Origin of the sequence: Parabacteroides sp. MSK.9.14, assembly GCF_019041495.1 — a bacterium.
GTDB classification, from domain to species: domain Bacteria; phylum Bacteroidota; class Bacteroidia; order Bacteroidales; family Tannerellaceae; genus Parabacteroides; species Parabacteroides merdae.
In genome coordinates, this window is record NZ_JAHPXO010000026.1 from 22,152 (window position 1) to 46,373 (window position 24,222).

The window sequence follows — 24,222 nt, forward strand, 5'->3', positions numbered from 1 at the left end:
ATGTACTTGTCTCTGCGTCAAGCGTGGAGATAATCACATTTTGACACACATCTTTTTAATATATGCCTATAAAACTATTGCAAGTTTAAAAAGCCATGAAACATAAAGCTCTTTATTTATATCTGATATTATTTTTTTTATTGTGCTGTTCCGTTACTACCACCGGACAAGAGAAAAAACAGGAACGGTTTACCTTGATGGGATTAGGTGATTCTATTACGGAAGGAGCGGATTTCTTCACTTGCTATTTGTATCCGCTTTGGGAAAAATTATTTACAGCCGGGTATCAGTTTGATTTTATCGGTCCTCGTGAGAGTAAATGTCGGATCGGGACGCTTAATCATTGTGGTTTCAGCGGTAAGAATGTGGAGTTTCTGGAGTCGAAGATCGACAGCCTCTACCGGCTTTATCCGGCAGATATTGTATTGCTCCATGCCGGTCATAACCATTTTGCGGAAGAGAAACCTATTCCCGGAATGATAGCTTCTTACAAGTCTATTATCAACAAAATACAGGCGATCAATCCGAATGTCCGTATTTTGATTGCCCAGGTAATACCAAGCGGGAAACTACCTAAATATTCGTATATCCCGGAATTGAACGAGAAGATTGCGGAAATGGTTGCCGGATTAAACTCCGGACAGGTCTTTTTGGTCAATCAGGCTCAGGGATTTAACTGGCAAGACTATACGGTACACGATAAAGTACATCCGAATAAGGCTGGTGCGGAGAAGATGGCGACTGTCTGGTTCGAGGCCTTAAAGAAAGTACTGGCTTCATCGGAGACGGTGTTCTCCCCTGAAATCGTTCGGTATAAGACATTAGAGGATGGAGATTCCCTGGCGCTTCACATCTTCAAGCCCCGGAATATGCAGGCTGGGGAAAAAAGGCCGGCTATTGTATACTTCTTCGGAGGAGGTTGGAAGTTAGGTACTCCGATTCAGTTTTATCGTGAATGTGCTTATTATGCTTCAAAAGGAATGGTTGCTGTATCGGTTGATTATCGTATCGGATATCTGCACCATTCTACTCCGTTCGAGAGTTTTGAGGATGCCAAAGATGCGATATGTTGGTTGCGTAGCCATGCTTCGGACTATCAGCTTGATCCGGACAAGATTGCCGTAGCCGGTGGTTCTGCCGGTGGACATCTGGCTGCCGCACTCGGAACGATCGGGAGTGATGAGACTGTTCCGGCGGGTTACAGGCCGAACCTCTCCGTGTTATATTATCCGGTTATAGACATGGTTTCGCGAGGTTATGGTTTTCCGGAAATAAAAAGGGATTTTGAAAAAATTTCACCGATCCATCATGTGTCGGAAGCAACTCCCTCCACTCTTATATTGCTTGGCACGAAAGATCCTATCGTATCGGTCGAAACGATCGAGGCCTATCAAGATAAACTTTTGCAGAAGGGAGTGGATTGTGAACTCCATCTCTTTGAAGGTGCCGGGCATCCGATCTTTCTATACAGAAAGCCGCTTACGGAAGAGTATTATAAGGTTCGAAAGTTGACGGATGATTTTTTGAAAAGACAGGGATTCCTGTAGTATTTGACGGATTACAATAGTATGGATTATCCTGCCCAGCGTGACTTTGTAAAAGAGTTGGCTGTCACTTGCCGGAAAGCCGGATTGGGCCTGTTTATTTATTATTCGGTGGGTATAGATTGGCATCATCCCTACTTTTTGCCAAATACGATGTATGATCCGGCTCGTCCCCACTATAAAGAGGTTCCTGAGTCTTACAGATTCCGTAATGTGGAAGATTTTAAGCATTATCTGAATTATGCAAAAACGCAAATAATGGAATTGTGTACTCAATATGGGCCGATTGCCGGTATATGGTTTGATACGGTTGGAGGAGTGTATCAGTATTCTGAACTTTTTAATATTCAGGAAATATATGATATGATTCATCAGATTCAGCCTCATGCATTAGTCGTGTTTAAAACAGGTGCGAACGGTAATGAGGATTTTATAACCGGAGAAAGAGAAATGGGATCATTGGCTCCTGTCTTTAAAAGTGTCGGATTACCTAAAAAGGTACAGGACGCTGCCGATTTTTCTTGGGAGAGCAATAATGAAAAGCCGGCTGAGTTGAACATCCCGATCCAGGCTTTAGGGTGGGCATATCATACTTCTTCGCGACAACGGCAGAAATCGGCTGAAGAGGTTATGGAGCTATTGAGATATTGCGCAGATATGAATGCTAATTTATTGTTGAACATTGGCCCTCGTCCGGATGGAACCATTCTGGAAGAGAATATTCAGACCTTGGAAAAGGTTGGCAGGCAATTGGAGAAGGATGGTTTTCCAAAATTGAATACGAAATCGTATATGGACTTCCGTATGAAAGCGAGACAGACGGTTCAGACAGAAAAAGAAAATCAGACTGCTAATTAATTTATACCAAATAAATTACCGTAAAAGGAAGTGTGTCAAAATGTACTTGTCCCCGCGCTTGACGCACTTCCTTTTTTGATGATTTCTCAAATTGATATATTAGACGACTAATTATCTGTCCGCTCGAGAAGAAGGCGAATATGGATAATTAACAATTCATATTGACACCGAGAGATAATCCCAATCATGGTGCATTTTGGATGGCCATCGTCTTATGATGAAGAGCCCGAAAAATTGCCAGAGTGAAAGCGGCATGTAGAACCTGTTGGTGGATAAAACTGATTGCTGGCCGGAAGCATCCGGTTCTGCAATGTTTGCCTATGCTATGATAATGGAGGTGAAAAAAGGTTGGCTGGATGCTGCCGAGTATGGTCTGGTGGCATGGAAGGTATGGAAACTTTTTCGTAAAGAGGTCTGTTTTTGGGGAGTAAGAGACAGGCCTCTTTTTTATGGTCATTCTTAAAATATAGTCGGAATTTTTTTTGTGCTTGGAATTAAATGAGTACTTTCGGGCTCATATATATAATTTTTAGAGGGTAATTGTTGAATTAATAATCTTATTTTTAATATTATAACTATGATGAATGATGTACCTGTCCTTGATAAAGAAATGTCGACAACAGGAAAAAACTTATCTGATAGTATTGTGGAAAAATATGCTTTTGTATTTCAATCCTGTGATGTTAATATGAAGTTGCTGGTGGAGAATAAAGTCTCGCATTATCCTGCTTCAGATGTATTATTGAAAAAAGCTCGTTTCCTGTATCGGAATCAGGAGATTGGATGGATCGAGGCATTGGCTGCTTTTCAGGAAAAACATGGAGATTGCCTGGCCTTGGATGGAAAGGATGCCGCTAAAGCTTTAGAGAAGGCCTTCGACCTTTGCCGGTGGATGGGAGAGGAATCGGACTATTTGCAAACAGTATACCAGAGGAGGGCGGATGAAAAAAGAACTGAACTGTTTGACAGGATGGATCGTCTTTCTTTGAAACTGAAAGTTTGCCGTTGCTTGTCGGAAGGAAAGACGAATGAATATCTGAAGGCTGTTTTGCGTAAGTTGGAACAGAGTGGAAACATTTGGCATGTACATGACGAGATCCTAAAAATATATTATCTGCTGTCATACGATTTGACTGGTTTTTCCCAGAATCTTCCGGTACTGATCGATATCGTTTGCAGGCTAATTACCAATGGTCTGATGACAGAAGAGGAATGCAGTGATTTTTCCGGCGTATTGAAACGGAAAGCAAAGGAGATGGATGATAAGGTATCTGAATATTGGTTCTCCGATGATTGGGACACGCTTCATCCTCTGATAACCGAGTCGGTCCGTTTGCATACTTTTGTCTTCTTGATCTGTGGACAATGTCGGCAAAAGGAGGATGACCTTTCACTGATTGCTGCCCGTATATGCCGTTATCTTTCCCGTATACCATCACCGTATAGTGAACTGCTGAAAAATAAGTCATATACTTTGCTCACTGGCGAGAATACATTGGGTGACCGTATCCAGTGGGAGCATCTCCAACATTTTGATGAGATAAAGATCTTGGAACGTCTCATCATGCTACAAGCAGATGATAAAGCATGTCTTTTCCAGGAAGATAGTAAAAAGTGGAGGCAATGTCGAAATGAAAAAAATATGATCACCCTTGATAACGATGGGTTTACGTTGAGCCCATTGGTTGAATTGGGATGTAACTCGTGGAAAGGGCGTAAAGACCGGGCTACTGTGTTGAAAAACCGTTTGTTTGTCGCTTCTTTTAGCCGGTTATCTTTGAATTTTGATGCTTGTAAGAATATCCGTGATTTCCGTTCATATTGGAATCTGGTAGCGGAAGATTATCCTTTGTCGCAACCAATGTCTTCTCCGGCTTTTGTGGATACCGGATCAGATGAGAAAGAGATTGAGATACCAGAGATCGAGATGGAAGAGGAAGAGGTGGAGACAGACCATTTTCTGCGTCCGGATCAACGGGTCAAGGTCCGGATCCTGCATATCGACAAGGAAGACATGTCTCTGAAGATGGAAATTATAGATGCCCCATACCGGGGAATGAAGGCCTGTTTGCCATTCGCTTACATAAATTCATGCTATTATATCATCCCTGGTTTTATGGATATGTTTGTTGTCAACGAGATATTCCGTGCGAAAGTAAAGAGCGTGGAAGGAAGTGAAGTCAAGCTTTCCCTGATACAGGATTTCAATGAATATATGTATCCGGATTGTGTCAGGAAGAAAAATGTAATCGGGAAAGTGATCGATATTGCAGAAGGCAAAGTCTGGTGGTTGCTTTCTACCGGCATGACGGCAACAACGACTAATCCCCATAAGAAGTATAAGGCCGGTAACTTCTATAAGGTGGAATATGGAGGTTTATCGGCGGACAAATTGAAAAATACGATCAAAGTGCTGTCCCATATCCCATTTCCAGACGAAAAAGGTTTTTATAATAATGTATTGGAAAATTTGCGCAGTTTCTTTTTCTTCATGACGAAAGAAGTGCTGAAAGTCAATAAAGACAAGGAAGAGTTGCAACGTTTGAAAGAAAAAAACAATCCTTTCTTCGTCGCTTTCCAAAGCCTAAATCTTGAAGTTCCGGAGAGTGCTCTTGATGAATCGGCTCAGACTGATGAGATGCCTGAAAGTGAAAGTAAAACAGTAACTCCCGATTTATATGACGAGTCGGATAGGATAACGGTGAGCCAGTTGAAGGAACTCATTTATTGTGTAGATTCGTTGATAGGCGACAGCGAAGATATATGTGGATGCTTCAATGCTTATAATGTCCTGATATTTTTGTGCCGTTTTGTGGGAAACAAAGAATTGGCTGATTATTACGGGCTTTGTTCCGACTATATCTATTGGGTTAATTCACTGGACTCCGAATTATTGAAAAACAGAGAGGGAGTTGAATGCCGGCAAACTTTTAAGGGATTGTCGGATCGTATGGAAGCGTTAGATATGGACCGGTACAGCTTGCGTTTGCGTAATAACAAACAGGTTATACGAGTATTACAGACTTGGTTCGACTCCCGTCCCCTGACTTCCGTCCAGTCCGATTTGCAATCGTTTATGCAAAATAAAAACCGTACGGTAGCTGAGTTGGCACGCTATTTTAATATCATGTCCTATCTGAAAGAAAAGGATGATGACCTGCAGGAACTGATTTGCGAGAATATTAATGTTTTGCTTGGTTGTAAAGTCTGGGAGAAAAAAACTAGAGTGTACATACCCGTATTTTTCGGCCATGAAGGAGTAGAAAAAGAATTTAAGACATCTGCATTTATCCATGCCGACAAAAACGCGACAGAGGAGCAGAGCCTTGTCCTGGCTCGTGTGATTGCATCGTTCATGAATACGGAAGGGGGAACACTTTATATCGGAGTCAATGATAAGGGATATCTGACCGGATTGGACCAGGAGTTAAGGTTTGCTCATAATGACAGCGATGTTTACCTTCGTTCTGTCAATCAAAATGTGATCAGGCTATTAGGTAAAAAAGAAGATCGGGATCGTTATCAGGCGTATATACGTTGCCGTTTGTATGAATATGAAGACGGACGTCTGGTTTTGGCGTTTCGAGTAGCGCCAATCAATGAAGTGGTAGAGGTGAAAGGTGAAGTATATACGCGTTCTGCCAGTTCCAATCTGATCAAACCAGTTGGCAACGTGGCGGATTTTGTCAAGTTGCGCCATCGGCAAAAGCTGGATTCTGTTCCTAAGATGCCGGAGTTTCCTGCGTATTTTAGTGCAGAACGGAATGAATATATTTTTGATAAACGTTCTGTAGTCCCTGAAATGACAGCGGTTCAAGAGGTGGAAGCGGTTGCTCCGGTTTTGTCCGTAAACGAAGAAAATGTCCAGGAAAAGGCTTTGCGCACTAAAAATGCAAACACTCAAATTAATTTAGGAATCCGGACATCAGCTCTGCGTTGCAATCCTTTGCAAAAGAAGCATGACCTGGGATACACGCCCAACCATGTCTTTGTCTCCTTATTTAAAAATGGCAAAATAGCCTATTCCGTAAGTCCCAAGATCGGAAAGTGGGGAGGAGAAGGGGGAAGTGTTATTTTCTCTTATAACCCGGAAGACAAGGAAGATTTGCTGGTTACGGTTTTTAAGAATGGCGAAGTAGGCCTGTCCAATCTGAAAAAGGGAATGTCACAACCGAATATGCTTTTTGCTTTTGTCGGTTCGATTGATGATATACTATTTATTTCTCCGGCTCGTAGTACTGATTATCTGTTATTGATTTCGGATAAGGAAGGTGAAAAGCGTTACCGCATTGTCCCACTCGATATGCTTGAAAAATCAATGTCTATACAACCCAAGAGCAATCTTGTCCTTGTACCGGAAAAAGGCATTTTTGTTTTTGCCGAGATCTTGATACCGGAACTGGTGAATAGCCTTGATGATGAGAAATCATTGCAGGATACTTTCGATCAATATTGTGCCGGACGTCTGTGGGAGCATAATTCCTATATCAAGAATGTAGATAAGATCAGCAATTTGTGCAATGTCCCTTTTTAACTTGTTTCTTTTCTGAACTGAAGCCCCAGAAATATCCCTCCCGGCAGCAATATGATCCCTGCTGAGACGAGTAGGGCAACCTGGAGCGAATACATGTCATTCAGCCAACCGATAAAGGGGGCGATAGCGGCGAACATCAGGCGGATTATGAAGTTGCGGATGGAAAGCACTGTCGCCCTCATGTCGGAAAAAGTCATTTGGTTGATGTATCCTTTGAGGATGGGGGTGGCAAAACCGCGGAAGATATAAAAGACGAACAAGATGGCAAGGCCGGCGTACGTAAGGTTGAAAGCCAGGGAGACATATCCGCCGACTATAAAAACGAGGATCAGGATTCCCATCTTACGCGGACCGAAGTAGTTGTCCACCCGGTCGGACCAGAGAGCGGCGAAGCCGACTGTCAGATTCAGTACCGTCCAAATAACGCCATACCAGGAAACGGGAGTTTTCAGATACATTAAAACCGGTTGTACGAACCAAGCCATCGTGAGAGTCGCTGCCCCGATTATACCTGAATACATGATATTGTAGCAAAGTTGCTTGTTCGTTACCAGCGAATATCTGATGATCCGGACAATCTCGTTTACCGGATTCTGTATTTTATTGGAACGGTTGACCTCCTTAAGCATGAATGCTGCCGGAATACCTGTAAATGCAATCACAGCCTGCGCATAAAAAGGAAGACGAAGGGAATAAGTCGCCAATAAACCACCAAAGATACCTGCCAGCGCTTCAGCGAAGTTGCCGATCATCGTGATCCGTCCTTCATATCGTAAGTATAAATTTTCTTTCTTGTATTGGGCGGTAGTATCGTATAACAGAGCGGAATCTGCACCATTTACCAATGTCTGTCCTGTCCCCAACAAGATTTCAGCGAAAAGAAAAGCCGTGAATGTCGAGGTGAACGAATAGCATAGATATCCGAAGAAGAAAAGGATACATCCTAATATCAGACATTTGCGGCGTCCCCAAACATCAGCCAGATAGCCTGAAGGGATCTCCAAGGCAACGGCTGCTATCGAATAGACACTCTTCAGGATAAACACATCCTGCAATCCTAATCCGTGTTTTTCGTAAAAAAGCACGATGATAGGCATAACCAATGTGAACCATTTGGATAGTTTGATCAGATAAAGAGCGAGTATATTCCGTTTCATGTTTGCAAAAGTACAAAATATATGAAATATCCTTGTGGGACGTCAATTGCATTTCCGTGAACTAGTTTCGATGTTTTACCCATCAGGAGTGTCTAATTATTGTACACCATTGTCAAATAATTGGACACTTAAAAAAATGATTGTGCTTTTATCTATTTGTATTTTAGCTCGTTGACTCTTTTGGCACGCTTTTTGAATTTTAATGGACGGAATATAATAAATACGCGATATGAAAAACTTGAACATAGCATTACGTTCGCTTTTTAAGAAAGGAAGAAGTAATGGGATAAAGATTTTATCTCTGGGAGTCGGACTGGCGATGGGACTTGTCCTGATATCGAAAGTGTGTTTTGAACGTTCGTTTGATAAGTTTTATCCGGACAGCGACCGTATTTATCGGTTGCACGAAAACATCATCCGGGATGGTGAATATAAGTCCTACGGGCAGGTGAGCGGAGGCGTGGCTACAGCTATGCAAGTCGAGATACCGGAGGTTGAAAAAGCAACTCGTTTGACCTATATCGGGGGTGACAAGGAGTTGTTCAAGACACAGGATGGAAACCGTTATTCCGCCCGTTATGTCGTGATGGGCGATACGAATGTTTTCGATCTGTTGCCGCGTCCTATCCTGATCGGTGATCCGAAAGAGACTTTGTCCCGTCCGGGATATGTGATGATCTCGAATCGCATTGCCAAACTGTTGGGAGGTGCAGAACAGGCAGTGAACAAGGAATTTGAATTTGAATCCAGTCCAGGACAAACCTATACGATAGGAGGTGTGTTTGAAGATGTACCTGAAAATTCCCACTTGCGTTTTGAGATTGTTGCATCTTTGGAAGGTATGAGCAAGTGGAGTCGTGAAAATTGGCTGGGGAATGACCGTTATCTGGGATATGTAAAACTTTATCCCGGCACTGATCCGGAAAGCCTGACGACTGCCATTCGTGAGATGCAAGGACGGCATTGCGATCTGGAAGAGGTGAAAAAAGCGGGAATTGATTTGACTTATAGCCTGGTTCCGTTGATGGACATGCACAGTAACAGTGATGAGGTGAAGAGCATGAATTCCCTGTTGGGCTTTCTGGCTTTTGTGCTCATCTTTACGGCTGCGATGAATTATGTGCTTATCGTGATTTCCACGTTGATCAACCGAACCAAAGAGGTGGCTGTTCATAAATGTTATGGGGCTTCAGATAAGAACCTGTTCGGTATGATCATGTCGGAGACGTGTTTGCATATGCTGATTTCTTTGTTGCTTGCCGCTTTTCTGATCGTTCTGTTCCGTACGAAAACGGAAGAATTGTTAGGGGCAACGTTGGGAGCATTGTTCTCGACACAGACTATTGTGATACTGATAGGAGTTTGCATCGTGATCTTTTTCATTACCGGTTTGATCCCGACCTATATGTTCCTGCGTATTCCGGTGGCTGCCGCATTCCGTAATTTTAAAGAATCCCGCAGGTACTGGAAACTTTGCCTGCTGTTCATACAGTTTTTGGCAACAGCCTATCTGGTGGCATTATTGTCGGTTATCAATAAGCAGTATGACTATATGGTAAATGTCGATCCCGGATATGCCTATGAGAAGTTGGCTTATTGCTCGACACAGGGTGTGGAAGAATCCGTCCGTAATACGGCAATCGAGGAATTGCGCAAGATACCCGAAGTTGACAAAGTTTCTGCCTGCTATGACCTGCCGATTTCAGGGATGTCGGGAAATAATGTTTCACTTCCTGGAGATGACCGCGAACTGTTTAATATTGCCGATATGTACTGGGTGAAAGATGATTTCTTTTCCTTGATGGAGATTCCGGTTATTGAAGGAGAGGTGTTCCGTTCTGACGGTTCGGCTTCGAACAAAGTGATGGTCAGCCGTTCTTTTGTCGAAAAGATGGAACAGGTGGCTGGTTGGACCGGGAGTGCGATTGGCAAGAACATTATAATTACGGAACATAGCCAGAATGGAGAACCGTTTACCATCTGCGGTGTGTATGAAGATGTTTGTATTGGCAGTACCGGTAATCCGGATACACGTCCGACCGCCCTGTTCTATGATAGATATGCACCGATGATCCTGATCAAATTCCATGAGATGTCACCGGAGAATATAAAAAAGGCACAAAAGGTGCTGGAAGATGTAATGCCCGACCGAAATGTTACGGTGACGGCTTATTATATGGATATGATAGACCTGTATAAGGATTCCCGCACGTTCCGCGACTCGGTTATGATCGGGGGAATCGTGACCTTGATTATTGCATTGATCGGTCTGCTGGGATATACCAGTGACGAAACGAATCGTCGTGGACGCGAAATTGCGATCCGTAAGGTGAACGGGGCGACGGCATGGAGTATCTTGAAGATGATTTCGAAAGACATTTCCTATATTGCGATTCCCGCTATCGTGATCGGTATGACTGTCGCTTATTATTCCGGTACGGGATGGTTGGAGAAATTTACGGAAAAGGCGCCCATCGGATTTTTCATCTTCCTGGCCGGAGCGATGATGGTCTATGTTTTGATCATTGCTTGTGTCCTGTACCGTGCATGGGCCGTTTCGAATTCTAATCCGGTTGATAGTTTGAAATCAGAGTAACGATAGTAGGAAAAGCAGATAAACACGATAGATATGAGAAACTTGAATATTGCCATACGCTCATTGTTCAAAAAAGGACGTCATAATGTAATGAAGATCATCTCGCTGAGTGTGGGGTTGTCTGTTGCGTTGGTCATGATTGCGAAGATCTATTTTGAACAATCTTACGATACCTTCTATCCGGATGCGGACCGGATTTACCGGATCTATGAGAATTATAGCATGAACGGGAAAGAGGAAGACTATTATCAGGTAAGCGGTGCTGTAGCTCCCGCTATGCGGAGTGAGATTCCGGGTGTGGAAGACGCTACCCGGCTTACCTATATCGGTGGAGATAATACCCTGTTCACGACACCTGACAAACAACGTTATTCCGCCCGTTATATCATGATGGCCGACAGTAATGTGTTCGATATCTTCCCTGTGCCGATCCTGTCCGGTAATCCGAAAGTGGTGTTGGCCAAACCGTGGTATGCTATGATATCCCGTTCGTTGGCGGAAAAGATGGGAGGTATCGAAAAAGTGGAAGGCTTGACGATCATCCCCGATGAGAATCCCGGTTTGGAGGTGACGATCGGAGGTGTATTCGAGGATCTGCCCCAGAATGCCAGCTTGCGTTACGATATGTTGGTTGCCATGTCCGGCATGGATCCGGAGAGTTTGAACAACTGGTTGGGTAACGACCGTTATGCCGGTTATGTGCGTCTGTCACCGGGAGTCACGCCTGATAGCCTGACTCCGGCTATTCATGATATGACGCTCCGGCACCACGATCAGGAAGCTTTGAGAAAGTCGGGCTACGAACTGACTTATACGCTTAGGCCCTTGCTCGACTTGCATAGCAAAGCGGGAGAGGTAAAAAACATGGTTATGATGTTGGGGATTCTGGCCTTTGCCCTTTTGTTCACGGCTATCATGAACTATATTCTCATTACCATTTCTTCGATCGTCAACCGGACGAAAGAAGTAGCCGTGCATAAGTCGTACGGGGCTTCGGAAACGAATATCCATAGCATGGTTTTGTCGGAAACGCTGGTACACATGGTCTGTTCGATCATGGTGAGTATTTTCCTGATTTTTCTTTGTCGGGATATCATTTATGATTTATTGGATGTTTCGGTCGAAACGTTGTTATTATCCAAAGGGGCTTTGGTACTACTGGGGGTTTGCGTGATTGTGTTTCTGGTGACCGGCTTGGTTCCGGGCTGTTTGTTCGCCCGTATTCCGGTGGCTGCCGCGTTCCGTAATTTCCGTGAAAGTCGCCGTGTCTGGAAACTCTGTCTGCTTTTCCTCCAGTTTATTGCAGCGGGTTTGCTGGTGACCCTGTTATTGATTGTCGGCAGACAACATGCGTATATGGTGAACAGTGATCCGGGTTATTCGTATGACCGGCTGGCCTATTGCAGTATTTCGGCGATCGATTCCACGACTCGTTATAAGGTGCTGGATGAAGTGATGCGCCTGCCGGAAGTAGAAGCGGTGTCGACTTCCTATTCGTTACCTTTTTGGTCGATGTCGGGCAATAATATCGCTTTACCGGAGTCGGAAAAGGAACTTTTTAATATTGCAGACCAGTATTGGGTGAGCAACGGATTCCTTGACTTAATGGAAATACCGGTGATAGAAGGCCGCTCGTTCACCGAGAATATCCCAGTTTCGGACGAAGTGATGGTGAACCGTGCTTTTGTGGAGAAGATGAAAGAATTCGTGGACTGGCCGGACGGTGCAGTCGGTAAATCCATTTATATATCGGAACATGATCGGTATGGCTCGAAGTATTATACGATTTGCGGGGTATATGAGAATTATATCATGGGTTCGCTCATCGATATGGATGCACGTCCTTCCGTCTTGTTCTACCGTCAACGTCCTTCTGCCCATTTGTTGGTGAAATTCCACCGGATGACTCCTGATGCAGTCGGAAAAGTAAATGAGAGATTGAAAGAGCTGATGCCGGACCAAGAGCCGAAACTGACGGTTTATTCCGTTCAGATGGTCGACCTGTACAGCAGTTCCCGGAAGTTCCGCGACGAAGTGATGATCGGGGGATTAATAACGCTGATAATCTCCCTGATCGGATTGATCGGCTATACGAACGACGAAGTGAACCGACGCCGCAAGGAATTGGCCATCCGCAAAGTGAACGGGGCTACGATGAAGGATATTCTACGGATATTCTTGAAAGACGTCCTTCGTATCGCCCTCCCTGCGATTTTATTAGGATGCGGCATATCTTATTTTGTCGCGAAACACTGGCAGCAGCAGTTTGTGGAAAAGATACCTCTTAGTGCGTGGATCTTCTTGGCAGGGGCATTGTTTGTCTGCCTGGTGGTCTTGATATGTATCGTGTACCGCATCTGGGATGTCGCGAACGAAGATCCGGTCGATAGCTTGAAATCGGAATAATCCGGGATCTCGTTTTCCCGGCGAGTGTCTAATATCTTTACACCACTGTCCAAAAATTAGACACTCGCGGAAAATATTGAAATTATTATAGGGTTGTAAATAAATGGTTTATGTGCTTTGGCACGCTGTTTGCCTATAGATAGGCAAGAAGAAGCAATAATAAAAAAAACAGATACAGTCATGATTAAAATTGAAGGATTAAGTAAGTTTTTCCGTACGGAAGAGGTGGAAACGATCGCGTTGAACGGCGTGTCGATGGAAGTGAAGGATGGTGAGTTTGTGGCAATCATGGGCCCTTCCGGCTGTGGCAAGTCCACCTTGCTGAATATCCTGGGCCTGTTGGACAACCCGACATCGGGCAACTATTACCTGGCGGACAGGGAAGTCGGACACTTGAAAGAAAAAGAACGTACGCAGGTGCGTAAAGGAAATATCGGTTTCGTGTTCCAGAGTTTCAATCTGATCGACGAACTGAATGTCTTTGAAAACGTGGAGTTGCCGCTTACCTATCTCAAAGTGAAGGCAAGCGAGCGCAAGCAGATGGTCAATGACATCTTGAAGCGCATGAACATCAGCCACCGGGCCAACCACTTCCCACAGCAGCTTTCCGGAGGTCAGCAGCAGCGTGTCGCCATCGCCCGTGCCGTTGTTTCGAATCCGAAAATCATCCTCGCCGATGAGCCGACCGGTAACCTGGACTCCAAAAACGGAGCCGAAGTGATGCAGCTCTTGACCGAACTGAACAAAGAAGGAACCACCATTGTTATGGTGACACACTCCAAACACGATGCGAGCTTCGCCCACCGGGTGATCAACCTGTTCGACGGAAGTATCGTGTCGTCCGTAAACGAATTCATTTAATTTTTGTAAAATAGAACATAGACACATTCTAATTGTTTTGTGATCATATCCGGCTTGGGAAAGTCGGATATGTTCTTTGTGAGATATGAGTTTGGGGTTATGAATTATAAATGGAATACACTATGAATAATCTGTTAAATATAAAATCTTTTCTGAAATTCCTGAGCCGGAACAAGGGGTATACGGCGATCGACGTCTTCGGGCTGTCTGTTTCGCTGATGTTCGTGATCCTGATTGCGGTGTATGTGGAACGGGAATTGAATATCGACAAACAACAGGCGAATTACGACCGGATCGTTGCCATCGGCAATGAAGAGTTTTTGGAATCGGGTGTCCCGGTTTCCTATTGGCTGGAAGAGCGGTATCCGGAGATCGAGAAAGTCTGTCCGGTCATCACGGATCAAGGGAAGAGTAAACAAATTTTTTATGGAGACAAGAAGTTGACTGCCGATCTCGTATATGCGGATTCGACGTTTTTCGGCCTCTTTTCATTCAAGATACTCGATGGCGACCGCGACCGGCTTTTGGAAGATCCTTATAGCGCGGTCGTTTCGGAAAGCTTTGCCCGTAAGATATTCGGCAATGACGATCCGATCGGGAAGAGCTTGCGCATTAGCGACTCGACGAGTGTCATGGTTACCGGTGTCATGGAAGACATCAACCGTTCGGTGATTCCGAATGCGGACCTGTTGGTGCGTATCGAGCGGGTGACGGAGTTCAACCAATCACTGTCGAAGACGAATCCGGGTAACGCCGGCTCGTGCGTCTCGTTCCTGTTGCTGAAGCCGGGGATGGACTTGAAGGGGCGGACGGATGAGATACAGAGCTTTTTCAAAGAGCGGTATTGGATTTACCGGTATGATTTCGTGAAGGAAGCACGCGTTGTTCCACTTTCGGATATCTATTTCGGAAATACGGCGTCGCATAGCTTGAACCAAGGCGACAAGCGCTTTTCGTTGGTCTTGATGTCCGTCGGCATTCTGATCCTGATTTTCGCGATCATCAACTATATAAACCTGACGGTGGCACAGGCCGGCCAGCGGGCGAAGGAGATGGCGACACGCCGCCTCTTGGGGTCTTCGCGTGTGGAACTGTTCCTGCGGTTGATGTTGGAGGCTACTTTCCTGACAGTCGTTTCGTTTGCCATCGGGCTGATGTTTGCCAAGGCGGCACTGCCGTATGCCAATGACTTGTTGCAGGTGCGCTTGACGTTCGATGTGTTGGCGACACCGCTTTGGATAGGGGCGATCCTCCTGTTTATCGTGTTGACGGGAGCCTTGTCAGGGGTGCTTCCGGCATTGATGATCTCATCGGCCAAACCGATCGACGTGGTACGCGGGACGTTCCGCCGGCAGACGAAGATGGTGTTCAGCAAGGTCTTCATCACGTTCCAGAATGTGATCACGATCGCCATGATCGCCGCCTCGCTGACGATGTATCTCCAGATCGACCATCTGATCCACGCGCCGTTGGGCTACAACACGACGAACATAATCGAATCGTATAACATTTTCCGTTCCAAAAGCGAGATGGAACGGGCGGAAGATATGTTGCGCCAGCTTCCGATGGTCAAGGCTGTCGGCCATAGCAACGGAACACCTTCGAGCGGGACGAACAATATGAGTGGAACTTACGAGGACAAATCGCTCAGCTTCCAGCAGATACAGGTCGACAGCGCCGCTTTCCGCATTTTCGGTTTCGAGATCAAGTCGGACAACCGGGTGGCCAACGCCGATGGGGGGTGGTATTTGAACGAGCTGGCTTTTAAACAGATGGAATTGTCGGAAGATGCCCCTTCTTTCAGGTGGGGCGAAGATGTGACACCCGTCTTAGGGGTGATCCGTGATTTCCAGTTGAGGGACATTACGCAGGAAAATTCGCCGGTAATGTTCCGTTTCCGGAATATGGAATCAGGCTGGTGGCCGTGGAGCTACGTGGTCGAGGTGCAGGGTGATCCTGTCGAGGCATACGAGTCCGTGCGCAAAGTCTTCGAGGAGGTGTCGGGTGTTCCTTTCGAGGGACAGTTTATCGACCAGGGCATCCGTACGCATTTCGAATCGCAGATTCGTCTGGCCAAGATCGTGGTGATCTTCGCCTGCATTGCGATCCTGATCTCGCTGTTGGGTTTGCTTGCGATGTCGACCTATTTCATCCTGCAACGTTCGCAGGAGGTAGCGATCCGCAAGGTGTTCGGTTCGGACAACCGGGGAATCCTGGTGCGCCTCGTCGGTACGTTCCTGACATATGTCGGGATTGCGTTCGTGATCGCGACGCCGTTGAGCTGGTATTTCATGAAGCAATGGCTGGCGGACTATAGCTACCGGATCGCGCTTAGCCCGCTGATTTTCATCGTTGCTGGTCTTTTCTGCCTCCTGATCTCCTTCCTGGCGGTATTCTTCCAAAGTTGGAAGGCGGCGAATGCAAATCCGGTAGAAAGCGTGAAAAACAATTGACAATTGTTTACAGTTCTCCCGGTCTTTCCTCCCCCGGCTTGCCGCCGCCTTCCGGCTTTTGGGTGGCTCTTTTGGCGTTGATGGTTTTGCGGGTGGCGAGGATGGCTTTCTGGCGGTCGATGAGACGGTTGATGTTATTGATGATCTCCAGATAGTCCGTCTCGCCGTTCACTTCGGCCAGCGCGTTGAGGCGTTTGACGACAGCGCGGTAGGCGGCATCGGTTTCCTGGCGGGCCGCTTTGGTCGCGCCGGTGACGATGGTAGCCTGCTGGCTGTTGCGGTTGGTGAAGAAGGAGATGAATTTCTCATTCGCTTCCTTCAATCGCATCACCCATCTTTCGAGGCCGGCCATCTGGAGACGGTTCGTGACGTCTTCCAGCGAAACACCGTCCAACGGCGAGTTGGTCGGATCGGACAGTTCGCCGGGGCGTTCTTCTTCTTCCGAGTGGTTGTCAAATTCTTCCAAATCCTGGATCAGGTTTATCACAGCACTGTTTTCAGCCAGGTAAGGCAGTGAGCAGGGATCGCCGTTGCGGCGCAGGATGATATTGATTTGGCGGGCGATCTCGGCGATCACCGGATCGAAATCATTCATCGCGACATTGTTCTGGCGTTTTAATCCTCTGTAGGCATCGTCACGGACCTTGTCGAGGCGGGTGACATCATAGGAGAGGACGTTTTCGCCGCCGCTGACTTTCATGGAACCGTCAAATACGTTGTATTTAACTTTGTAGTTGTTTACGAACTCTGTGATTTTGGAGTCTTTGCATTTCTCAAACTCCACGATCGCGAAACTGTGGAAGCCAAAATTCTCGTCTTGGGTAAGACGGGATAAATCAAAACCTTTAATTTCAGACATGGTACATCGTTTAAATATTATTCTTCTGTTTTCATGCTGTCGGGAGTCCCGTCAACGTGTTTTTCTTTGTTTTCATGCTGTCGGGAGTCCCGTCAACGTGTTTTTTTTTGTTTTTGTGCTGTCGGGAGCCTCGCCAACGTGTTTTTCTTTGTTTTTGTGCTGTCGGGGGTCCCGCCAACGTGTTTTTCTTTGTTTTCATGCTGTCGGGAGTCCCGCCAACGTGTTTTTCTTTGTTTTTGTGCTGTCGGGAACCCCGCCGGGATGTTTTTTTCCGTATCTTTATTATCGGGCATCACATCGCTGACAAATATACCTTAAATCGGGCAGGAAACAATTATTTTATCCTTTAATTTTCAACAGATATTGAAAAATGTTGGAATTGCCGGGAGGAAGGCGACGCGAAACTGTCAAAATATTGGACACTCCTGTCTAAAATTTGGACAGAGGGTGTTGGTTGTTGCTTGATTATTGTTCTGTTATTTAATTAGTTACGTGTTGTGGTATAATTTTTGTATCTTATTGGGCAGAATAGAACAAATACAGATAGCGTGAAGGAGTAGTGACTTTTCTTTCAAGAGAAAAGTCACAGAATCAAATCTTTTTCTTGAGTGTGAAGAAGAATGTCATCCCCTTGCCCAGTCCGCTCTTGGCTGAGATCTGTCCTTTGTGGAAGTTTACGCCGTTCTTGACGATGGAGAGTCCCAGACCGGTCCCGCCCACCTTGCGGCTGCGGCCCTTGTCGACGCGGTAGAAGCGTTCGAAAATGCGGTTCACGTGTTCTTCCGAGATGCCGACGCCATTGTCCGAGAAACTGAAGTAGTAGAATTTCGGGTCCTCCTTGTAGCAACTCACCGTGAGATGGATGCCTTCGCCCGCATACGCGATCGCGTTGTCGTAGAGGTTGCGGAAGATCGAGTATAGCAGCGAATAATTGCCATAGATCGTAGGGTTGCCCGGAAGAGCGACCTCTGTCGTGATCTTCTTTTCTTCCATCTCCATCGAACATTCCTTCTCGATCTCGCCGACCAGCTTTTGGATGTTCACTTCCGACAGCTCGAACATTTCGGAAGCCTCGTCCAGCCGGTTCAATACCGAAATGTCGCGCAGCAGCCCCGTCAGCCTCGTGCTTTGCGAGTAGCAGCGTTCGAGGAAGAACTGGCGTTTGTCATCCGGCAGCTGCGGATTGCTGATGATCGTTTCGAGATAACCCTGGATACTGCTGACAGGAGTTTTCAGCTCGTGCGCCACGTTCTGCGTCAGCTGCCGTTTCATCCGGCTCTCTTCTTCCTGGCGGGAGATGTCGTTGATAGATATCTCATAGCTGTTGTCGAGGAACAGAATGCATTCGATCAGGAAAATCTTTCCGTTCTTGTCCACCGTGACCGATTCGCGCAACACTTTCCGCTTGCGGTTCGTGTTCGGGATGTTTTTGGAGAGGAACAGATGGATCGGTTCCAGTTCCGGAATGTCGACCGCGTCTTCCGACTGTCGTATCTGCATGTCGGAAATCAGGTTCGCGAACTGTACGAACAAGATGTTGGACAATATCTCCCTGCCTTCCGGTGTGAACATGGCGAAACCTTCTTTTGCGTACTGGAAATGCTTGATCAGCTTCTCGCGTTCCATCGAAAGCTCGTCCTTGGCCTTCTGCTGGCGGTGGTAAAGCCCGACGATATTCTTCGATATGTCTCCAAGCTCGTCGTTAGGAAAGACATATTCGTTCTTCGGTATGCGGTCTTTCTCCACGTTCAGGGCGAAGTCGCGCAGCTTCGAGATCGTCCGCCCGATGCTGAACGTGAAACGGGAGAGGACGAAGAAAAATATCAGCGTCATCAACGCCATAAAATAGATGAAATCCTTGTCGATCGTCAGTACGCGCTGTGTGTAAGGGTCCCAGGGGAGGGCGGAGCGGTAGATATACCCGCCGATATTCGTCGCCGTGTAGAAATAGCGCTTGCCGGTCGAGTTGGACGAACGGATGGCGAACCCTTCATTGTAGAGGCGTGCCTTGCGTACCTCGCTGCGGTCGTTATGGTTGTTGAATTCCTCGGCTCCGCTATTGTCGAACAACACTTTCCCTGCCGGATCGATAATGGTCACGCGAAGATCCTTTTGGGGGATGTCGTCGATAAACTGGTGAACCACCTGGTTGATATCCTCAGTCTGTTGCGTGCGGCGGAACAACTGGTAGTTGTAATTCCCCAACACGTTGTTCAACTTCTCTTGGGCAAACTCCCGTTCCCGCTGATACTGGAACAACAGGAAGCAAGCCGTGAACCCCAGGAACATGGCGAATATCGACCAGAAAAGTCGCTGGCTGAAAGGTATTCTGCTGTTTGTCGTTGATTCTATCTTGACCATGGGGTAAATTAAGAATTAAGAATTAAGAAGTAAAAATTAAAAATTAAGAAGTAAGAAATCATCTTGGAATGTAAGAATAAGTGCCCGTTCGTTTATTTTTTAATTTTTAATTCTCAATTTTTAATTTTCAAAGCAGTATCCGAAGCCGAGCCGCGTCACGATGTTTTTGCCGTATGGCCCGATCTTTTTGCGCAGGCGGGTGATGTTTACATCGATGGTGCGGTCGAGCACATATACTTCGTCTTTCCATATCCGGGAAAGGATCTCCTCGCGCGAGAACACGTTTCCTTTGTTTTCAAGAAGGAGTTTCAGTATCTCGAATTCCTTTTTGGTGAGCGGGACTTCCTGTCCGTCTACGGAGGCTTTTATGCGCTTCGTGTCGAGTGAGAGAGTTTCATATTTGAGGCATTCGTTTTCCGGCACTTTCTCCTTGTCTGATGTGCGGCGCAGCACGGCTTTCACACGTGCCACCACCTGACGGATGGAGAAAGGCTTGGATATGTAGTCGTCGGCTCCCAAGTTGAAGCCTGTCAGCATATCGTTTTCAGTGTCCTTGGCTGTCAGGAAGATGATGGGGATATCGGCCGTCTTTTCTTCTTTCTTGAGGATGCTGGCCATCTTGAATCCGGATATTTCACCCATCATGACATCTAAAAGCAGCAGTTGGTAGGAGGCTATATCCATCTTCAACGCTTCTTCGGCGCTAAAAGCCGTGTCTACTTCATACCCTTCTATCTCAAGATTGAACTTGAGGATTTCGCATAAATCCTCTTCATCGTCCACTACAAGAATCTTCGGCATATCCATAATCTTTGTCTCTTTTTTATTACAAATATAATTTATTTCTGCAAAGGACGTATTTCTGTATTTCGATGAAATGAAATACGTATTACAATAGCGTTACAAATGCGTCAGATCGCCACATCCTGCCACTGTCCGCCGATCAGTTCGCGGGTGGATTTGAACCCGGCCTTTTTCAGCAGTTCGAATGCTTCCGCACGTCCGTCGTTCACCAGGTCGGGATAGTGGCAGTCTGAGTTTACCATCACCGGAATATCCAGCTCACGTAAGCGGTGCAGATAGTCGGTATGCGGGTAGACCTCCTGTTTCTTCACGAGGTTTTTCGTGTTGACTTCGACCATCAGTCCCTTTTCGGCGATCAGGTGCAGACAGTCGTTGAACGGTTTTTGATACCAGTCCGCTTGCTGGTCGAAGCCTTCGCATTTGTGCCCGTTCATGTATATCTTGTCCATGTGCCCGACGATGTCGATTCCGCCTGCCTCGATCATTCGCCGTGTGGAACTGAAATAGTGGGCGACCAGCTTGCGGATATCTCCGTCGTAGTAGGCGTCGACAGACTTCTGGTACTCCCGGAAAGGACCGTCGATACACACCATATTCTCTTCCGCAAGCGGCTGTGCGATCGGAAGAAAGTGGATGGAACCGATACGGTAATCGAGCGGCAGATTGCGGAAGTAGGGGATGGACGCGTTGTAGCTCTCGTCTAAGAAATCGATTTCCAGTCCTACGTATATTTCCAACCGGTCACTGTATTTCTTTTTCAGTCGTTCTATTTCTGTCAGATATTCGGGCATATCGTCTTTAGACATGTTCCAGAATGTTTCGAACGGCAGTGGTGAATGGGATGAAAAACCGTAGGCGCGGAACCCGTGCGCAACAGCGAATTTAATGAAGTCTTCCGGCGTGCTCCGACCGTCACAGAATGTACAATGGCTATGGTAGTTACTGAGTTGCATAAATTTTTACTTGTAAAAGGGCAAAGATAATTTTTTTATCCCGAAAGACAACCTGTTTGATAAAAAAAGGCTTGATTGCTGCCTAAGGGTTAGCGGCAGAATCAAGCCTTGAAAAACACGTGAATAATGAAAAATCGTATGTTTTATTTTATTACGTTCAGTTCTTTTCCAACTTTGATAAATGCAGCGATTGCTTTATCCAGATGTTCCATTTCGTGGCCTGCGGACAACTGTACGCGGATGCGGGCCTGGCCTTTCGGCACTACCGGGTAGTAGAAGCCGGTAACATAAATGCCTTCTTCCTGCATCTTGGCTGCGAAATCCTGGGATAATTTAGCATCATACAGCATAACGGCGCAGATTGCGGACTGAGTCGGCTTGATGTCGAAACCGGCTGCTAACATCTTTTCACGGAAGTAGCTGACGTTGTTCATCAGTTTCGTATGCAAAGCATCGCTTTCTTTCAGCATCTTGAACATTTCCAGGCTGGCGCCTACGATAGCGGGAGCGACAGAGTTAGAGAACAGATAAGGACGGGAGCGCTGACGCAGCATGTCGATGATTTCTTTCTTTCCGGTTGTGAATCCGCCCATGGCGCCACCGAATGCTTTACCTAACGTACCTGTGAAGATATCGACTCTTCCGTATACATTATATTGTTCAGCTACACCGTGTCCTGTCGGGCCTACTACACCGGCAGAGTGGGATTCGTCAACCATTACCAATGCGTCGTATTTTTCTGCCAGTTCGCAGATTTTGTCCATCGGGGCCACGTTTCCGTCCATAGAGAACACACCGTCTGTTGCGATGATGCGGTGACGTTGTGCCTGGGCTTCTTGCAGGCAACGTTCCAGGTCGGCCATGTCTGCATTGGCATAACGGTAGCGTTTTGCCTTGCAAAGACGTACGCCGTCAATAATGGAGGCATGGTTTAAAGCATCGGAGATGATCGCATCCTCTTCAGTGAACAACGGTTCGAACAGACCGCCGTTGGCATCGAAGCATGCAGCGTACAGGATCGTATCTTCGGTCTTGAAATAGTCGGAGATAGCGGCTTCCAGTTGTTTGTGCAGATCCTGTGTCCCACAGATGAAACGTACGGATGACATGCCGTATCCGTGTGTGTCCATAGCTTCTTTGGCAGCCTTGATCAGACGTTGGTTGTCAGACAGGCCCAGATAGTTGTTTGCGCAGAAGTTCAAAACGTCGCTTCCTGCGTTTACTTTGATGTCGGCTCTTTGAGGAGTGGTGATGATACGCTCGTTCTTATACAATCCGGCAGCTTTGATGTTTGCCAATTCCTGAGTAAGGAAATCTTTCAGTTTACCGTACATAACTTTGTTTTTTGTTAGTATTTTTAATTAAGTTGACAATTATATCTCTATTATCGCAGACAAGTGGCAAAATATTATTCTTGAAACCATTTTTTTCTTTGTCTCTGATTTGTCTGCCGATGCGGCAAAGGTCATATTTTTTTTGAATATATAGGCTAAAAAATACAAGAAATTCATACCGGAATGTTTTTATTCTCTATACCTTTGCCATCGAAAAAACTTAAAAGAACATCAAACGCAATGAAGAATGTATTAGTAATTGGTTCTACCGGTCAGATTGGATCAGAGTTAACCATGAAGTTGAGAGGTATCTACGGTGGAAACATTGTAGCAGGTTACATCCCCGGACAGGAGCCTAAAGGCGAACTGCTGGAATCAGGACCTTCTGCAATTGTCGACATTACAAACGAACAGCAGATTGCTGAGACTGTGTCCAAATATAAGGTAGATACGATTTATAACTTGGCTGCACTGCTGTCAGCCGTTGCAGAAGCAAAACCGCAGCTTGCCTGGAAAATCGGTATGGGCGGTTTGTTTAACGTATTGGAAGTTGCACGTGAAATGCATTGTGCTGTATTCACTCCGAGTTCAATCGGTGTGTTTGGCAATAACACGCCGAAAGACAAGACTCCGCAGGATACGATCCGTAACCCGCGTACTATGTACGGTGTTACGAAAGTTTCAGGCGAGTTGTTGAGTGACTACTACAACATCCGTTTCGGCGTCGACACCCGTTCCGTACGTTTTCCGGGACTTATCTCCTATGTGACACCTCCGGGTGGTGGTACGACCGACTACGCAGTTGATATCTATTATTCGGCTGCCAAAGGTGAGAAGTTTGTATGTCCGATCAAGCAGGGTACATTCATGGATATGATGTATATGCCGGACGGTCTGCGTGCAGCTATTGAAATTATGGAAGCCGATTCGACGAAGTTCGTTCATCGTAACTCTTTCAACATTGCATCCATGAGCTTTGATCCTGAAATTATCTACAACAACATCAAAAAGTATGTTCCTGACTTCCAGATGGAATATGATGTGGATCCGTTACGTCAGGCTATCGCAGAATCATGGCCTAACTCTTTGGATGACACATGTGCCCGTGAGGAATGGGGCTGGAAACCGGAATATGATCTGGATTCCATGACTCAGGATATGTTGGCTAAATTGAAAGAACGTTTCAATAAGTAAGAATTAATTTTCCGATCATTAGCAGATCGGTAGGAAAGAGGCGACTGCCCGCACCGGGCAGTCGTTTTTTGTTTGGATCGTTTTTATCCAGTATTGTAGGCTGTTTCAATCATAATGTGTCTGTTGCTTGTGCAGGGAATGACTAAGTCAAAAGTGTATGAAAAATTATGTTGTAAAACATGAAATGGTTAAATCAGGTTAAGAGAAAGCTTTTTTTTGTGGAAATATTATGCTGCATAACATAAACTCTCTATATTTGCACTGTGTTTTTCATGGTATTAGATTTAAGGTTAACAATGAAGATTGGC

General features: G+C 45.9%; 15 protein-coding genes. 9 read left to right on the top strand and 6 right to left on the bottom strand.

Annotation, left to right across the window (positions count from 1 at the left end):
* Positions 1-95: 95 nt before the first annotated feature.
* From KTG12_RS13995 to KTG12_RS14010, 4 genes are all read left to right on the top strand, one after another.
* Positions 96-1,547: an alpha/beta hydrolase fold domain-containing protein gene (locus KTG12_RS13995; RefSeq protein ID WP_005635843.1), complete on the top strand. Its 1,452-nt coding sequence runs from the start codon at positions 96-98 to the stop codon at positions 1,545-1,547.
* Positions 1,548-1,550: 3 nt separating this feature from the next.
* Complete coding sequence (locus tag KTG12_RS14000; RefSeq protein WP_256304668.1) at positions 1,551-2,402, top strand: alpha-L-fucosidase; 852 nt, start codon at positions 1,551-1,553, stop codon at positions 2,400-2,402.
* Between the two features lie 268 nt (positions 2,403-2,670).
* On the top strand, positions 2,671-2,865 hold the full coding sequence (locus KTG12_RS21770; protein ID WP_227226009.1) for a glycoside hydrolase family 88 protein: 195 nt from the start codon (positions 2,671-2,673) through the stop codon (positions 2,863-2,865).
* A gap of 114 nt (positions 2,866-2,979) precedes the next feature.
* Positions 2,980-6,936, top strand: coding sequence for a helix-turn-helix domain-containing protein (locus KTG12_RS14010; protein WP_229032919.1), 3,957 nt, complete (start codon positions 2,980-2,982; stop codon positions 6,934-6,936).
* Here the strand turns inward: KTG12_RS14010 and KTG12_RS14015 are convergent.
* Positions 6,933-8,093, bottom strand: coding sequence for an MFS transporter (locus tag KTG12_RS14015; protein WP_005642503.1), 1,161 nt, complete (start codon positions 8,091-8,093; stop codon positions 6,933-6,935). The genes KTG12_RS14010 and KTG12_RS14015 overlap by 4 nt on opposite strands.
* 229 nt (positions 8,094-8,322) lie before the next feature.
* Here KTG12_RS14015 and KTG12_RS14020 point away from each other — a divergent pair, with 229 nt between their 5' ends.
* The 4 genes from KTG12_RS14020 (at position 8,323) to KTG12_RS14035 (ending at position 16,409) form a co-directional block, all read left to right on the top strand.
* A complete protein-coding gene (locus KTG12_RS14020; RefSeq protein ID WP_005635854.1) occupies positions 8,323-10,689 on the top strand; it encodes an ABC transporter permease in 2,367 nt (788 codons plus the stop codon).
* A 33-nt stretch (positions 10,690-10,722) separates the two neighbouring features.
* Positions 10,723-13,095 carry an FtsX-like permease family protein gene (locus tag KTG12_RS14025; RefSeq protein ID WP_155144244.1) on the top strand — a complete coding sequence of 791 codons (2,373 nt, stop codon included), beginning with the start codon at positions 10,723-10,725 and terminating at the stop codon, positions 13,093-13,095.
* 180 nt (positions 13,096-13,275) lie between these two features.
* Positions 13,276-13,956, top strand: coding sequence for an ABC transporter ATP-binding protein (locus tag KTG12_RS14030; protein ID WP_119216391.1), 681 nt, complete (start codon positions 13,276-13,278; stop codon positions 13,954-13,956).
* Positions 13,957-14,078: 122 nt separating this feature from the next.
* A complete protein-coding gene (locus KTG12_RS14035; protein WP_138273115.1) occupies positions 14,079-16,409 on the top strand; it encodes an ABC transporter permease in 2,331 nt (776 codons plus the stop codon).
* A gap of 7 nt (positions 16,410-16,416) precedes the next feature.
* Here the strand turns inward: KTG12_RS14035 and KTG12_RS14040 are convergent, their stop codons facing one another.
* The 5 genes from KTG12_RS14040 to kbl form a co-directional block, all read right to left on the bottom strand.
* On the bottom strand, positions 16,417-17,268 hold the full coding sequence (locus KTG12_RS14040; protein WP_138273114.1) for a DUF6261 family protein: 852 nt from the start codon (positions 17,266-17,268) through the stop codon (positions 16,417-16,419).
* 591 nt (positions 17,269-17,859) lie between these two features.
* Complete coding sequence (locus tag KTG12_RS14045; RefSeq protein ID WP_138273113.1) at positions 17,860-19,629, bottom strand: cell wall metabolism sensor histidine kinase WalK; 1,770 nt, start codon at positions 19,627-19,629, stop codon at positions 17,860-17,862.
* 120 nt (positions 19,630-19,749) lie between these two features.
* Positions 19,750-20,436 (bottom strand): response regulator transcription factor, encoded by a 687-nt coding sequence (locus KTG12_RS14050; RefSeq protein ID WP_005638875.1) that lies wholly within the window; start codon positions 20,434-20,436, stop codon positions 19,750-19,752.
* A 104-nt stretch (positions 20,437-20,540) separates the two neighbouring features.
* Positions 20,541-21,386: a histidinol-phosphatase gene (locus KTG12_RS14055; protein WP_046451467.1), complete on the bottom strand. Its 846-nt coding sequence runs from the start codon at positions 21,384-21,386 to the stop codon at positions 20,541-20,543.
* 143 nt (positions 21,387-21,529) lie between these two features.
* Positions 21,530-22,720 (bottom strand): glycine C-acetyltransferase, encoded by a 1,191-nt coding sequence (kbl, locus tag KTG12_RS14060; RefSeq protein WP_138273112.1) that lies wholly within the window; start codon positions 22,718-22,720, stop codon positions 21,530-21,532.
* A gap of 240 nt (positions 22,721-22,960) precedes the next feature.
* Here kbl and KTG12_RS14065 point away from each other — a divergent pair, with 240 nt between their 5' ends.
* Positions 22,961-23,914 carry an NAD-dependent epimerase/dehydratase family protein gene (locus KTG12_RS14065; RefSeq protein ID WP_005642513.1) on the top strand — a complete coding sequence of 318 codons (954 nt, stop codon included), beginning with the start codon at positions 22,961-22,963 and terminating at the stop codon, positions 23,912-23,914.
* Positions 23,915-24,222: the final 308 nt, after the last annotated feature.

Coding starts and splice junctions, on each gene's coding strand:
- KTG12_RS13995 (WP_005635843.1), top strand. CDS start 96: ATGAAACATAAAGCTCTTTATTTATATCTGATATTATTTTTTTTATTG.
- KTG12_RS14035 (WP_138273115.1), top strand. CDS start 14,079: ATGAATAATCTGTTAAATATAAAATCTTTTCTGAAATTCCTGAGCCGG.
- KTG12_RS14045 (WP_138273113.1), bottom strand. CDS start 19,629: ATGGTCAAGATAGAATCAACGACAAACAGCAGAATACCTTTCAGCCAG.
- KTG12_RS14020 (WP_005635854.1), top strand. CDS start 8,323: ATGAAAAACTTGAACATAGCATTACGTTCGCTTTTTAAGAAAGGAAGA.
- KTG12_RS14050 (WP_005638875.1), bottom strand. CDS start 20,436: ATGGATATGCCGAAGATTCTTGTAGTGGACGATGAAGAGGATTTATGC.
- KTG12_RS14015 (WP_005642503.1), bottom strand. CDS start 8,093: ATGAAACGGAATATACTCGCTCTTTATCTGATCAAACTATCCAAATGG.
- KTG12_RS14040 (WP_138273114.1), bottom strand. CDS start 17,268: ATGTCTGAAATTAAAGGTTTTGATTTATCCCGTCTTACCCAAGACGAG.
- KTG12_RS14065 (WP_005642513.1), top strand. CDS start 22,961: ATGAAGAATGTATTAGTAATTGGTTCTACCGGTCAGATTGGATCAGAG.
- KTG12_RS14025 (WP_155144244.1), top strand. CDS start 10,723: ATGAGAAACTTGAATATTGCCATACGCTCATTGTTCAAAAAAGGACGT.
- kbl (WP_138273112.1), bottom strand. CDS start 22,720: ATGTACGGTAAACTGAAAGATTTCCTTACTCAGGAATTGGCAAACATC.
- KTG12_RS14030 (WP_119216391.1), top strand. CDS start 13,276: ATGATTAAAATTGAAGGATTAAGTAAGTTTTTCCGTACGGAAGAGGTG.
- KTG12_RS14055 (WP_046451467.1), bottom strand. CDS start 21,386: ATGCAACTCAGTAACTACCATAGCCATTGTACATTCTGTGACGGTCGG.
- KTG12_RS14010 (WP_229032919.1), top strand. CDS start 2,980: ATGATGAATGATGTACCTGTCCTTGATAAAGAAATGTCGACAACAGGA.